Annotated in this window: 12 protein-coding genes; 7 read left to right on the top strand and 5 right to left on the bottom strand. The window is 68.2% G+C overall.

Translation table 11 applies throughout. The annotated features are described in order from the left end of the window. Positions 1-149 precede the first annotated feature (149 nt). The 3 genes from pqqC to pqqE are packed head-to-tail and all read left to right on the top strand — an operon-like array spanning position 150 to position 2,230. Positions 150-836: a pyrroloquinoline-quinone synthase PqqC gene (gene pqqC / locus MOQ72_RS28430; protein ID WP_242188794.1), complete on the top strand. Its 687-nt coding sequence runs from the start codon at positions 150-152 to the stop codon at positions 834-836. Further along, positions 808-1,134, top strand: coding sequence for a pyrroloquinoline quinone biosynthesis peptide chaperone PqqD (gene pqqD / locus MOQ72_RS28425; protein ID WP_308197978.1), 327 nt, complete (start codon positions 808-810; stop codon positions 1,132-1,134). Before pqqC ends, pqqD begins: the two co-directional genes overlap by 29 nt. Continuing rightward, a complete protein-coding gene (pqqE, locus tag MOQ72_RS28420; RefSeq protein WP_242188792.1) occupies positions 1,127-2,230 on the top strand; it encodes a pyrroloquinoline quinone biosynthesis protein PqqE in 1,104 nt (367 codons plus the stop codon). Before pqqD ends, pqqE begins: the two co-directional genes overlap by 8 nt. Before the next feature lie 2 nt (positions 2,231-2,232). Here the strand turns inward: pqqE and MOQ72_RS28415 are convergent, their stop codons facing one another. The 5 genes from MOQ72_RS28415 to MOQ72_RS28395 form a co-directional block, all read right to left on the bottom strand. Further along, entirely contained in the window at positions 2,233-3,321 is a 1,089-nt protein-coding gene (locus tag MOQ72_RS28415) for a sodium:calcium antiporter (protein WP_242188791.1), read from the bottom strand. A gap of 6 nt (positions 3,322-3,327) precedes the next feature. After that, a complete protein-coding gene (locus MOQ72_RS28410; protein ID WP_242188790.1) occupies positions 3,328-3,732 on the bottom strand; it encodes a GlcG/HbpS family heme-binding protein in 405 nt (134 codons plus the stop codon). A 152-nt stretch (positions 3,733-3,884) separates the two neighbouring features. Further along, positions 3,885-5,282 carry a DNA-binding protein gene (locus tag MOQ72_RS28405; RefSeq protein ID WP_242188789.1) on the bottom strand — a complete coding sequence of 466 codons (1,398 nt, stop codon included), beginning with the start codon at positions 5,280-5,282 and terminating at the stop codon, positions 3,885-3,887. A gap of 159 nt (positions 5,283-5,441) precedes the next feature. Then, the gene (locus tag MOQ72_RS28400; protein WP_242188788.1) at positions 5,442-5,867 is read right to left on the bottom strand and encodes a MarR family winged helix-turn-helix transcriptional regulator; all 426 of its coding nucleotides are present in this window, start codon (positions 5,865-5,867) and stop codon (positions 5,442-5,444) included. Positions 5,868-5,885: 18 nt separating this feature from the next. Further along, on the bottom strand, positions 5,886-6,356 hold the full coding sequence (locus tag MOQ72_RS28395) for a hypothetical protein (RefSeq protein WP_372495565.1): 471 nt from the start codon (positions 6,354-6,356) through the stop codon (positions 5,886-5,888). 342 nt (positions 6,357-6,698) lie between these two features. Between MOQ72_RS28395 and MOQ72_RS28390 the strand changes: the two genes are divergently transcribed. The 4 genes from MOQ72_RS28390 to MOQ72_RS28375 all read left to right on the top strand — a co-directional run bounded on the left by MOQ72_RS28390 (position 6,699) and on the right by MOQ72_RS28375 (position 13,163). Further along, a complete protein-coding gene (locus tag MOQ72_RS28390; protein ID WP_242188787.1) occupies positions 6,699-7,913 on the top strand; it encodes a cobalamin-independent methionine synthase II family protein in 1,215 nt (404 codons plus the stop codon). Positions 7,914-8,191: 278 nt separating this feature from the next. Beyond that, positions 8,192-10,243 carry a hydantoinase/oxoprolinase family protein gene (locus MOQ72_RS28385; protein WP_242188786.1) on the top strand — a complete coding sequence of 684 codons (2,052 nt, stop codon included), beginning with the start codon at positions 8,192-8,194 and terminating at the stop codon, positions 10,241-10,243. Continuing rightward, a complete protein-coding gene (locus MOQ72_RS28380) occupies positions 10,240-11,961 on the top strand; it encodes a hydantoinase B/oxoprolinase family protein (protein WP_242188785.1) in 1,722 nt (573 codons plus the stop codon). The genes MOQ72_RS28385 and MOQ72_RS28380 overlap by 4 nt, the downstream gene beginning before the upstream one ends. After that, entirely contained in the window at positions 11,958-13,163 is a 1,206-nt protein-coding gene (locus MOQ72_RS28375) for a metal-dependent hydrolase family protein (protein ID WP_242188784.1), read from the top strand. Before MOQ72_RS28380 ends, MOQ72_RS28375 begins: the two co-directional genes overlap by 4 nt. Positions 13,164-13,241: the final 78 nt, after the last annotated feature.

The raw sequence follows: 13,241 nt of genomic DNA, 5'->3' as shown, positions 1-13,241 counted from the left end.
TTGTGGCGGCGGGGGGGGGGGGGGGGTGTGTTTTGGGGGGGGGGGGGGGTGGGGGCCCCCCGGGGGGGGGGGGGCGGGGGGGGGGGGGCGGGGCCCCCCCCCCCGCCCCCCCCCCCACGACCGTGTGGGAGGTGTGGGTGGGAGCTGTGATGACGTTGATGGGAACCGAAGGTTTTGTTGCGGCGTTGCGCGCGCATGCGCAGCGCTACCACGACCAGCATCCGTTCCACGTCGCCATGAACGCGGGCCTGCTGAGCCGCCGCCAGATCCAGGGGTGGGTGGCCAACCGCTTCTACTACCAGGAGAACATCCCCCGCAAGGACGCGGCGATCCTCGCCAACTGCCCGGACCGCGAGGTGCGGCGGCGCTGGATCCGCCGGATCCTCGACCACGACGGCGCGGCGGGCGAAGAGGGCGGCATCGAGGCGTGGTTGCGGTTGGCCGAGGCCGTGGGCCTGACGCGCGACGAGGTCGAAGACGAGCGCCACGTCGTACCCGGAGTGCGGTTCGCCGTGGACGCGTACGTCAACTTCGCGCGCACCCGGCCGTGGGTCGAGGCGGTGGCGTCCTCGTTGACCGAACTGTTCGCGCCGGACCTGATGGCCGAGCGCCTGGCCGCGTTCGAGCGCTGCTATCCCTGGATCGACGGTGCTGGGCTGGCGTACTTCCGGGCTCGGCTGCACCAAGCCCCGCGCGACTCCGAACACGCCTTGCAGGTGGTGACCGAACACTGCCGAACAGCCGAGCAGCAGCAGCGTGCGGTGGCTGCGCTGTCGTTCAAGTGCGACGTCCTCTGGAGTATTCTCGATGCCATCGACCGCGCGTACGCAGACTGAGCGAACCGGGACAGCGATGAACACCGCGGTGCGATCCACAAACCACCCAAGACTTTCGCCGCATGTGCGGGTGACCTTCGACCAGGTGCGCCAGCGGCACGTGTTGCTGGGCCCGGAGTCGGTGGTGGTGCTGAACCCGACGGCCGCGGCCATCCTCGACCTCTGCGACGGGCAGCGCGCAGTTGCCGAGATCGTGCGGGAACTCCGCGGCCGGTACGCCAACGTGCCCGACGACGAGGTGCGGGATTTCCTCGCGCGCCTGGTCGTCCGGCGGTGTGTGGAGTTGTGCGATGAGTAATCCGGTTGGCGTGTTGGCGGAGCTGACCTACGCGTGTCCGCTGCACTGCCCGTACTGTTCCAACCCGCTCAACCTCGCCGACTACGGCGACGAGCTGACCACCGCCCAGTGGCAGCACGTCATCACCGAGGCCCGCGAACTCGGCGCCCTGCAACTGCACCTCTCCGGCGGCGAACCGCTGCAACGCCACGACCTGGTGGACATCGTGGACACCGCCAACCACCTCGGCCTCTACACCAACCTCATCACCAGTGCCCTCGGCTTTTCCACCCGCCGCGCGCACGAGCTCAAGGCGGCGGGCCTCGACCACGTCCAGATCAGCATCCAGGCCCACGAACCCACCGCCTCGGACCGCATCGCGGGCACCCGGTCCTTCGACCGCAAGATCACCGCGGCGCACCTGGTGAAGGAGTTGGGTTGGCCCCTCACCCTGAACGTCGTCCTGCACCGCCACAACATCGACCACCTCACCGACATCCTCAGCCTGGCCGAGGAACTGCACGCCGACCGCATCGAGTTGGCCAACACCCAGTACTACGGCTGGGCGTGGCACAACCGCACCGCACTGCTGCCCAGCAGGCCGCAGCTGGAGCGCGCGGAGGCGGTGGTGCGCGCCGCGCGGGAGCGCCTGGCGGGTCGGATGGAGATCATCTACGTGCTGCCCGACTACTACAGCACCTACCCCAAGCCCTGCATGGGTGGCTGGGGGCAGCACCAGCTCACCGTGACTCCCAACGGTGATGTCCTGCCCTGCCCCGCCGCCCAGGCGCTCCCCCTGCCCCGTGCGAACGTGCGTGCGGCTTCGCTGGCCTGGATCTGGTCGCGATCACCACTGTTCCAACGCTTCCGCGGCACCGACTGGATGCCCGAGCCCTGCCAGAGCTGCGCCCGCCGCGACATCGACTTCGGCGGCTGCCGCTGCCAGGCGTTCCAACTCACCGGCGACGCGGCACGCACCGACCCGGTCTGCACCCTCTCCCCCGACCACCACCTCGTGGCCGACGCGGTGCAAGCCGCCAATGCCGAAACCAGACCTGCTGACCAGGCATTCACACCCAGGCCGAATCCCGGTCGCTCGGCGAGAACCCGGGCCTAGCGTCACTCCACCTCGACCGGCGCGACGCCGAACACCCCGAAGCTCACCACCCAGTAAACGATGTAGAGACCGAGCAGCACAACACCGTGCCACCGCCGCAAATGGCCGGTGGACAGGAAGTACGCGGCGAGTCCGGTCAGCAGGACGAGTGCGGGCAGGTGCCAGGTGAGCACGTTCGGGCCGACCACGAGACCGCCTGCCAGCAAGATGATGCCCAGCTTCCCGGTGACCGAGAAGACGACGCTGCCGATGACGTTCCCGACGCCGATCTCCGGCGCGCCCTTGCGGGCGGGTTCCACCGTCAGGAAGAAGTCCTCGATGGTCAACACGAGGGTTGCGATGGTGGCCCCGAAGAGCGTGCCCTCAAGTCCGTAGTCGTCCAGGATGCCTTCGGTTCCGATGCCCGTGGTCGCCGCGCCGACGATGAGGCCGATGAGCGCGAGCAACGCCAATCCGAGTCCGGCCCAACCGGAATGTTCGCGCGCTTCGGCGAACGGCATCCGTTCGGCGAAAGACCGCTCGACGTCCGCCATTGGTGGTTCCGCACCGCGGTCCAGCGCATGCATGTCCGCGGCAGGAGGCGGTGTTTGTCCGCCAGCCGTGCGGACAGCGGCGTATGCCTCGTACATCGCTGCGTCGCGGAACACCGGCATTCCGCTCTTCGACTCCCGGACCCCGACGTAGCCGAGGAACGCCACGAACAGGCCGAGGAGAACTGCTCCGGATAGGACGGTGAGCGGCGCCAGCAACGTGAACGCGATCATCACCAGTGGTGCGGCGGCGAAAATGATGAGGTAGTCGCGCGGAATTCGCACTTCGGTGGGGGTGATGATCGCGGCGAGCGCCAGCACGATTCCGGGCAGCGAGAGCGCGGTTCCGAAAACGATGCCCAGTGCGACACCGTCGAGTTCTTCGAGGTTCAGCGCAACGCCGAGGAAGATGTCGTCGAACTCGATACCGGTGAAGACGATGGCGAGCAGGAACAGCGATATCTTGAGACCGCTGGCCGCCCCGACCAGGTAGCCGACCAGTTTTTCGGCGCTGTATATCAGCAGCGCTGCCCCGGAGACGAAGACGAATATCGACGTCATGGCAGCTCAGGACAGTGCGCTGGCGCCAGCGGCGGCCACGCCGTGGTCGTTGTCCACGGTGCTGCCGCTCACGCCGATGGCGCCGATGATCTCACCGCTGTTGTCGCGCAACGGAATTCCGCCGGGGAACGAGATCAGGCCCCCGTTGGACACCTCGATGTTGTAGAGCGGTCCGCCCGGTTGCGAGAGCTTGCCGATTTCGCCGGTGTCCATGTCGAAGAATCGAGCGGTCTTCGCCTTCTTGACCGAGATGTCGATGCTTCCCAACCAGGCTCCGTCCTCCCGGACGAATGCCTTGAGATTGCCCCCGGTGTCCACCACGCTGATATCCATGAGCGTGCCGAGTTCCTGCGACTTCCGCACTGCCGCGGCGACCACGGCTTGCGCCTGGCTCAGGGTGATACCGGCCATCTTGGTGCTCCCTCCGAAATTGCTGAAGCTGACCAGAGGTGCTCATCGTTGCCAGTACGATGGACCGGTCGAAGCGCCCGAGCAACCGCTTCGGAACTAATGGTGGTTCTTCTGCCACGAGCGGGTGCTCGCGCTCAACGAATGGTGATCCGCTAAACGCCGAGAAGTCGCCGGACTTCGGGTGCGTGCCGCCGGGAAACCGGAATGAACTCCGGCGCGCGGGGGTCGGTGATGAGCAGCAACTCTCCCTTGACACCGCGTTCCAACTCCGCGACGCGGCGGAGGTTGACCAGGAAACGGCGGTGCACCCGGCAAAAACCGTACGAGTTGAGCGCCTGGTCGACGTTGTCCAGTCCCCGGATGGCCGCTTGGATTCGTCCTCGGTCGGTGTTCAACCACACCGTGTTCCGGTCGGCTTCGGCATAGCGGATTTCCGAAGGCATCAGCACGATCAGCCGGTCGTTGCGCACGCCGATGATCCGCTCCGGTCCGTGCGGCGATCCGTGCGCCGCCGAACTGTCGTAGGCTTCGCCGTCCTGCAGCCCGAATTCGCAGCACATCCCGACCAGGCGGTTGTCGACGAAGACAGGGCGCATGCTCACCGGCATGGTGTCGTTCGGCCGCACCGCGAGCCGGGCGAAGCCGCGCCACCGCGGGTCGGCCAACGACCTCCGGGTGGCCCACCGCACCACATTGGACAGTTCCGGAACGTCCGGCAGCCATCGTTGCGACGGCGCGATCATGGGTACGTCGCGCGGCATCCCGAGCAGGGCGATGGCGTCGTCGTCGCCGACGATCGCGCGGCCGCCGAGGTCGAGGCAGATCAGCGGGCTGCCCGCCCTCGACGACTCCGCGGCGAACCTGTCGGCCACGCTCTGGCCGTCCGAGGCGGCCCGCCAGAACATCTCGGATTGCACGCTCGCCGCGGCTTTCTCCAGCCAGATGGGCACCTGCTCGGACAACGGCTCACCCCACCGCGAGACGTCGATCGTGCCGAGCGGAACCCCGGTGACGACGTCGCGGATCGCGATTCCGGCGCAAGCCCATTCGTGGAAGCCCTCGCACCAGTGCTCCGGCCCGGTGACGGTCACCGCGCCGGGCACCTCCAGAGCGGTTCCCATTCCGTTGGTGCCGGTGGTCCGCTCCGACCAGGCCGACCGCGGCGCGAGGTTGCTCGCCTCGGCCCGCCGACGCGCATCGGGGGCTCCGTAGGAGGCCAAGATGCGTCCGCTGCCATCGGTGACCGCGACGATCCCGCCAGCGTGCTCCATCTCGCGGCCAGCGATGGCCGCCAGACCGCCGAGCTTCGTCAAGATCACGTCTTGTTCGAACCGGTGCTCGGTGTGCTCGGCGGCGCCGGGAGCCGACCGCAGGCGCGGATCGACGTCGTACTCGTCCCGGCATCGGCACCACGAAGCCAAGATCTCCGGACGCACCCCCTGCACGGTGCCCTCGCCGGTCGCGAAGCTCTCCCACGCGCGGGCAACGGCGTGCCCGGTAGCCGAAAACGAATCGCTTCGTCCGCCCGCTGCACTCGCACTGATCGCCAACGGTAGCTCCCGACTTCGTTGTCGTGGGCGACGGAGCGCGCCGACGGCGCGGCAATCCGTTGAACGCACCGTGATACCCATCACAGCGTATCGATCTCGTCTTACCTGCTCAAGGTCGTAGATCACGGCGGAACGGCCGGTGGCCGGGACTGGCAGCGCTCAGCGGGGCGCGACAGCTCGTTGCAACAGGTCGTGCAGTTGGCACTGCTCCTGCTGGGTCAGGCCCGCCAGCGGCGACTCCTGGGTGAGGAGTTCGAGGAGCTCGTCCCGGAGCGCGACACCTTCCGGCGTGAGGGTCAGCAACTTGGCGCGCCGGTCGGTGGGGTGCGGCCGACGTTCGAGCAGACCCTGGTTCGCCAGCTTGTCCACCACGAAAGTCGCGTTGGACGGCTCGCAGCTCATCCGTTCGGCCAATTCGCCCATGGTCATCGGCCCGGTCAGCTCGCGCAGCGCGGTTCCCTGCGCGGCGGTGAGACCGAGCTTGACCGCGCGCACCCGGACGTGCTCACCGATTCGCTGCGCCAGCCCGTTCACCAGCCCGCACAACTCCCGCTCGGCGCTGACCTGCGGTTCCGACGTCGTCATGACTCGAAGTCTAGCAATTCATTTACAACTTGAATATTTGAAGCCGGTGTTCCCAGCGCCACCTCGCCGAAGCAACGGACCGTCAGTCCTATCTGGACAGTTTGTGCGGTAGCTGTGCCGCGCGGGGATCGCCGCGTGCAGCCTGATCGTCTCCGGGCTCGGTCGTACCTGACCGTCGCTGCGCACTTCGGCCAGCGCGGGTTCGGCCGCCAAGCGTGGCAGCAAGGTCACCGCAGGTCGGATTCCGGCGTGTTCCAGGGCGAGGCGCAGGTTGAACAGCGCCGCCCCGCACCCCAGCCGCAGTTCCCGGTCTTCGGGGTCAGCGGCCGGTAGCCGTCGTGCCGGGTCGGCGTGCAACTCGATCAAGTCCGGCAGCAGTCGGAACCGCCAGGGTTGGCTGTTGTGCAGCGACGGAGCCATGCCCGCCAGCCCGATGATCTGCTCCACCTGGTCGGGCACCAGCCCCAGGGACGCAGGAAACGTTGACATGCGCGACTCCCTCACCTGGGCACCCTGCACCGCCAATGTGGCGGCGCCGGATGACCGCCGCAACCGCGCTGGTACGACCCAGTCCTCGTCGGCCCGCCCGGGATGGCTCGCGTTTCCGATCATCCACACTGGACGCTCCCGGTCTTCGACCAGCTGAGTGGTCCGGTGCGGCGAATGGCGGGCTGATCAGCGGCAACCGGCCTAGCGATTGTTGACAACGCTTCGGGTTCGGGCTTCTACTCGATTCGCGTTCTTCAGAGCGCGAGTTTTCGCCCAACCGCGACGGACGGTCGCCGGTCGAGCCGAAACCCGCATGCCGCCAGCGTTGCCGGAAGGAGAACAGTGGACAGGATCCTCGCGACGCATGCCGGAAGCCTGATCCGACCGACCGAGTTGCTGTCCTTCCTCGCCGCCAGGGAACGCGGTGCAGCCGGTGACGAGGACGCCTACGCGCGATGTCTCCGCGATTCGGTGGCCGACGTGGTACGCCGCCAGGTCGAGGCCGGGATCGACGTCGTGGACGACGGCGAGATGGGCAAAGCCAGCTGGATCACGTACCTGTACGAGCGCGTGAGCGGCCTGGAAACGCGGCCGATGGCCACCGGCGGCGCCAGCATCCTGCCGCCCAGCCGCGACCGCCAGGCGTTCCCCGGTGCCTACGCGGAACTGGATGCGCTGGACGAAGCGGCCAACCGCCAGAGCACCGCCGCCGCCGAGGCCGCGACGTCCGGGAACGAGGCGGAGAGCGCAGGCGCGGTGGCGTGGGTGTGCACGGGACCGCTGCGGTACGACCGGACGGCGCTCGATCGCGACATCGCGAACCTGACCGCCGCGCTCGCCGACCACCAGGGCGCAACGGCATTTCTCCCGGTCGTGGCACCGGCCAGCGCCTACTGGCTGACCAACGAGTACTACGCGGACGACGAGGAATTCGTGTTCGCGCTCGCCGATGTGCTGCACGAGGAGTACCGCGCCATCGTGGACAGCGGGCTGCTCCTGCAAGTCGATGACGCCGTGCTGATGCACGAGTGCGACACCATCATGTCGCGGGGCGGATCGTTCGAGGACTACCGGCGCTGGGCCGAGTTGCGCGTGCGCGCCCTCAACCACGCGCTGCGCACCATCCCCGAGGAACGCGTGCGCTACCACCTGTGCTTCGGCAGCTGGCACGGCCCGCACGCCTTCGATCCGCCGCTGCGCGATGTGGTCGACCTGGTCCTGCAGGTTCGCGCTGGCGCCTACGCCATCGAGCAGGCCAACCCGCGGCACGAGCACGAGTGGCGGGTGTGGGAAGACGTGAAACTGCCCGACGGGAAGAAACTCATCCCCGGCGTCGTGACGCACCACACGAACGTCGTCGAGCACCCCGAACTCGTCGCCCAGCGGCTGACGAGGCTGGCGAGGGTCGTCGGCCGCGAGAACGTGCTCGCCGGAACCGACTGCGGCTTCGCCCAGGGCGCCTTCGTAAAACGCGTGCACCCCGAAATCCAGTGGGCCAAGCTGACATCGCTCGCCGAGGGAGCCCGGCTGGCCACCAAAGAACTGTGGGGCAGCTGAGCAGCCTGACACCCGGTCAGGGTCGGCCCGCGACGAAGCGACCTCTGTGGACAGTGCGCACCTGGAACTCGCGCAGATGGGCGTGACGAGGGTGGCTGAAGCCGTGCGTCCGACGTGCCTCGCCTATGAACCCAGGCCGGTGCGCTTCGCTTTCGTTGCGGGTTTGAAAACGGGCGGGAACATCATTGCCCGAGTCCATGCCATGTGACATTGTATAGCGATCTGCCTGGCAGGAGGCCATGTGACATGGCCTGGTCGTGAGAGCGAGGCACCAACGCATGGATCGGACAACTCGGGTCGCCATCGACGTGGGCGGCACGTTCACCGATGTCGTGAAGCTCATCCCGGCTACGGGTGAGTTCCGGTTCGAGAAGGTTCCAACGACGCCCGAAGCCCCGGCCGCGGGCGTGTTGCACGCCTTCGACCGGGCCGAAGCCGACATGGCTGAGGTGGCGATGTTCAACCACGGCACCACGCTCGGTCTGAACTCGCTGCTGACCCGGTCGGGCGCGCGGACCGCGATCATCGCCACCCGCGGCTTCCGCGACGTCTTCCTGCTCGGCCGCACGGATCGGCGGGTCATGTACGACATCACCTACCGCAAGCCATCCGCGTTCCTCGAACGCTACGACACCTTCGAGGTGACCGAGCGGGCGTACTTCGACGGGACGATCGCGACGCCGCTGGACGAGCAGGACGCGCACCGCGTTGCCGACGAGATCAACCGACGCGGCTTCGAGTCGGTGGCCATCGCCCTCCTGCACTCCTACGCGAATCCGCGCCACGAGCAGCGCTTGCGCGAGATCCTGCTGGAGCGCTGCCCGGAAATCGAGGTCACCGTCTCGCACGAGCTGTCCCGCGAGTACCGCGAGTACGAACGCACGAGCACGGCGGTGCTGGATGCCTACATCAAGCCGATCGTGCGCCGCTACCTCCGGCACCTGGACGACAGCCTCACCGACCGGGGGTTCGCGGGCCGGTTCCTGGTGTCGCGGTCCGGCGGCGGCGCCATGACCGCGGCGGCGGCGCGCGAACAGCCGGTCAACCTGATCCTGTCGGGTCCCGCGGGAGGAGTCGTGGGAGCCGCTGGTTTCTCCCGGCTGATCGGACGTCCCAACCTCATCACCATCGACATGGGCGGTACCAGTCTCGACGCGTCCCTGGTGCTCGACTCGCAGCCCGTGCTGCACCAGGGCGCCGAGTTCGAAGGTCTGCCCATCAACACGCCGTCGCTGTACATCCACACCATCGGTTCGGGCGGTGGCTCGCTGGTGTACCTGGACGAGGGCGGGGCGCTCCAGGTCGGGCCGCGCAGTGCGGGCGCGGTACCCGGACCGGTCGCGTACCGCCGAGGAGGCACCCAACCGACCTTCACCGATGCCGCCGTCACCGTTGGCTACCTCGGGGCGGACACCCCGCTCGGCGGCACCCTCGCCCTGGACGCGGCGGGCGCGCGCAGCGCGCTCGAACCGATCGCGCAGCAGCTCGATCTCGATGCGCAGCAGCTCGCCCGAGGAGTCTTGCGGATCGCCAACACCAAGATCGTCGGAGCGGTCCGGGCTATCACCGTGGAGCTCGGGCACGATCCCAAGGATTTCGCCCTGCTGTCGTTCGGCGGCGCGGGCGGCTTGGTGGCGGTCGACGTGGCCCGCGAGCTCGGCATCCCAGAAGTGATCGTGCCGCCCGGCCAAGGCGCGTTCTCGGCCCTGGGCATGCTGATGGCCGACGTGCAGCACGATCTCGCGCGCACCTCGGTGCAGGCACTGTCCGAATTGGACGAATCGACTGTCGACCATTCATACGCCACGATGGAGCGCGAAGCCGATGCCCGCCTCGCCGACGAGGGATTCCCACCCGACCGCCAGATCTTCCAGCGCAGCCTCGACGTGCGCTACACCGGTCAGGAGCACTCGGTGAACGTCGCCTACCCCGAGGACGCCGACGATCCGTTCGCCGTCGTGGAAAAGGACTTCGCAACCCTGCACGAGCGCCAGTACGGCCATGTGATGGACGAGCCCATCGAAATCACCACACTTCGAGTCCGCGCCACCGGCATCGTCGACAAGCCAGCGCTGCCCGAACTGCGCGAGCGAGCAGGCGCGGGGCCGACGGCACGCGGCAGACGACCCGTCCACGGCCCCGATGGCGCGGTGACCGACTACGCGCTTTGGGCTCGGGAAGATCTGCTCGCTGGCGACGTGGTTCCGGGACCGGCGGTCGTTTCGGAGCACACCGCGACAACCGTGCTGCACGAAGGCGACCAGTTGCGGGTCGGTCGCTACGGCGAGTTGGTCATCGCGCTCGCGCGCGAGGGAGAGGAGCTGCCATGAGCGACGCGATCACCATCGAGGTCATCCGGCACGGACTGCTCGCCGCCGCCGAGGAAACCGCCCGCAACCTGTGCCGCACCGCTTACAACACGGTGGTCTACGAGATCCACGACTACGGCATCGGCATCCACGACGCGGCCGGTGACGTGGTCGCGGACGCGCCGGGCATCGCGGTGTTCACCCGCGCCAACGACTACGGGATCAAGAAGTCGCTGGAATTCCTCGGCGCAGCCGCGATGGAACCGGGCGACGTCTTCATCCTGAACTACCCGTACTGGTCCTCGGCGCACACCCTGGACCCGCTGGTCTTCGCGCCGATCCACGTCGACTCCGAGCTGATCGGCTTCGCCTCCTGCCGGATCCACGTGCTGGACCTGAACCAGAAGGACGCCGGGTACGTCCTGGATTCCACCGATGCCAGCCAAGAAGGGCTGGTGTTCCCGGCTTCGAAGCTGTACCGGCGCGGTCGGCGCAACGACGACGTCTTCAACCTCATCCGGTTCAACTCCCGGATGCCCGAGCGGACCATCGGGGACGTCCAAGCCCAGGTGTCGGCCTGCACGACGGGTGTTCGGCGAACCCAGGACCTGGCGAGCAAGTACGGCGTGCCCGCCCTGCTCGCGGCGATGCGGGAGATCAACGAGCACGGCGAGCGGCTTGCCCGGATCGGGTTGGCCGAACTGCCGAAGGGCACCTGGAGCGCGGTTGACTTCCTCGACAACGACGGCATCGACCTCGACAAGCCCGTCGAGCTCGCGGTCACCGTCACCGTGACGGACGAGGAAATGGTGGTCGACTGGACCGCGAGCGCGCGCGACGTACGCGGTCCGATCAACCTTCCGGTGGGCCAGACCCATGCGCTGTCGAGCCTGATCTTCAAGGCACTGACCACACCGGACACTCCAGTGGTCGCCGGGAACTTCGCACCGCTGCGGGTGATCACCGAGCCGGGGTCGGTGATGCACGCTGTTCCCCCGATGCCGACGTTCACGCTGTGGACCGGACTGCTGGCCGGTGAGGTCATCCTCAAAGCGCTGGCGCACGGGATGCCGGAGATCGTGCCCGCGTGTTCCGGCGGCGACGTCTGCTCGATGATGGGGCTGGGTGTCCACCCGCGCACCGGAAAACCGTGGCTGGAGGCGACGAACGAGGCCGTCGGGTTCGGCGCCACGGCCCGCGCCGACGGCGAGGACGGCATCATGCACCTGTCCGAACCCGGCTGCCGCAACAACCCGGTGGAGGTCCTGGAGACGAAGTCGTCGATGATCATCGACCACTACGGCTACCGGCCGGACACCGCGGGACCGGGCAAGTTCCGGGGCGGCGTCGGCGTCAGCCGGGGCTACCGCTTCACGGCACCGTCCACCGGGATCTGCCTGGTGTACAAGACGAAATCTCCACCGTGGTCGATCAACGGCGGTGGCGAGGGGGAACCGAACCGCATCGTGCTCAACGCTGGCACCGAGCACGAACGCGTGCAGGGCGGCAGCTACAACCTGATGTCCGCCGGTGAGACCCTGACCAACGACACCGGCGGTGGTGGGGGTTTCGGCAACCCCTTCGAGCGCGATCCGCAGGCCGTGGCCCGCGACGTGCGCAACGGGTTCGTCTCGGTGGCCGCGGCGAGGAAGCAGTACGGGGTGGCCGTCGATCCGGTCGATTTCACCGTCGACGGGCCAGCAACCGAGGCCCTGCGCGGGGAAGCGGGTGCATCGTGACCAGCGAACTGACCGTCGTCAACGCGGTGCTCTTCGACGGCTTTTCCGAGGAACTCACGGAAGCGTCATTGCGCGTGGTCGATGGCCGGATCGCCGAGATCGACAAGCAGGTCCGGCGCGGCGACCAGGTGATCGACGCGCGGGGCCGGGTGGTCCTGCCGGGACTCATCGACGCCCACTTCCACGCCTACGGGATCTCGGTGCACAACCTGGAGTTCGACGCCGGACCGCTCAGCTACCTCGCGTTGGTCGGAGCGCAGCGGTTGGCACGAGCCCTGCACCGGGGATTCACCACGGTCCGGGATGTCGCTGGCGGGGACATCGGTCTGGCGCGCGCTGTCGACGAAGGACGGATCAACGCGCCCCGCTACCTCTACACCGGGCCCGCGCTGAGCCAAACCGGCGGCCACGGCGATGGCCGACCCGCCGAGCTGGACATCTGCCTGCACGGCGGGCACATGAACGAAGTGGTCGACGGCGTCGAGCCGCTGCGCACGGCGGTGCGGGAGCGGTTCCGGCGGGGCGCGCACGCCATCAAGATCATGACCTCCGGCGGTGTGGTGTCACCGACCGACCCGCTCGCCCCGGCGCAGTACTCGGCCGAGGAAGTGGCTGCCGTGACCGACGAGGCCCGCCGACGTGGCAGCTACGTCGCCGCGCACGCCTACTCCCCGGAAGCCATCCGGCACTCGGTGGAGAACGGGGTGCGCTCGATCGAGCACGGGAACCTGCTGGACGAGCCCACCGCGGCCGCGATGGCCGCGCACGGTGCTTACCTGGTGCCCACGCTGATCGCCTACGACGCGATGGATCGGCGCGGCGACGAAGTCGGTCTGCCCGCGGTGTCGCGCGCCAAGAACCGCGAGGTGCTCGACGCTGGTCGAGTCGCCATCGAACGGGCTCGCGCGGCTGGCGTGCCGGTCGGTTTCGGCACGGATCTCATGGGGCAGTTGGAGAACGATCAGCTGCTGGGCTTGCGGTCGCAGATCGAAGCCGCTGGTGTGCTCGCGTGCTTGCGCTCGGCGACGTCCGTGAACGCGCGCCTGCTGGGACGCGAGGACATCGGCACGATCCGCGTCGGAGCTCGGGGTGATCTGCTCGTCGTGGACGGAAATCCCTTCGACGACCCGGCCGCGCTGTGGGACGAACACCGCGGGCGGGTGGTGGTGCGCGCAGGGGTGCCGATAGGACCGCACGACTGACGTCGTGAGTGGCGATGGTCGCCCTGACGACCGAACGCGCTCACGACTGCTGATATCGGAGGCCGGAAGCCACGGAGG

This window comes from Saccharopolyspora soli (assembly GCF_022678645.1).
Taxonomy (GTDB): domain Bacteria; phylum Actinomycetota; class Actinomycetes; order Mycobacteriales; family Pseudonocardiaceae; genus Saccharopolyspora; species Saccharopolyspora soli.
Note: the sequence above shows the minus strand (reverse complement) of the source record. Positions and strands in the feature narration are given on the sequence as shown.

What these genes read in the sequence shown, in the direction of transcription:
- pqqD (WP_308197978.1), top strand. Translation starts at nt 808, where the DNA reads ATGCCATCGACCGCGCGTACGCAGACTGAGCGAACCGGGACAGCGATG.
- pqqC (WP_242188794.1), top strand. Translation starts at nt 150, where the DNA reads ATGACGTTGATGGGAACCGAAGGTTTTGTTGCGGCGTTGCGCGCGCAT.
- pqqE (WP_242188792.1), top strand. Translation starts at nt 1,127, where the DNA reads ATGAGTAATCCGGTTGGCGTGTTGGCGGAGCTGACCTACGCGTGTCCG.
- MOQ72_RS28415 (WP_242188791.1), bottom strand. Translation starts at nt 3,321, where the DNA reads ATGACGTCGATATTCGTCTTCGTCTCCGGGGCAGCGCTGCTGATATAC.
- MOQ72_RS28395 (WP_372495565.1), bottom strand. Translation starts at nt 6,356, where the DNA reads ATGTCAACGTTTCCTGCGTCCCTGGGGCTGGTGCCCGACCAGGTGGAG.
- MOQ72_RS28400 (WP_242188788.1), bottom strand. Translation starts at nt 5,867, where the DNA reads ATGACGACGTCGGAACCGCAGGTCAGCGCCGAGCGGGAGTTGTGCGGG.
- MOQ72_RS28385 (WP_242188786.1), top strand. Translation starts at nt 8,192, where the DNA reads ATGGATCGGACAACTCGGGTCGCCATCGACGTGGGCGGCACGTTCACC.
- MOQ72_RS28410 (WP_242188790.1), bottom strand. Translation starts at nt 3,732, where the DNA reads ATGGCCGGTATCACCCTGAGCCAGGCGCAAGCCGTGGTCGCCGCGGCA.
- MOQ72_RS28380 (WP_242188785.1), top strand. Translation starts at nt 10,240, where the DNA reads ATGAGCGACGCGATCACCATCGAGGTCATCCGGCACGGACTGCTCGCC.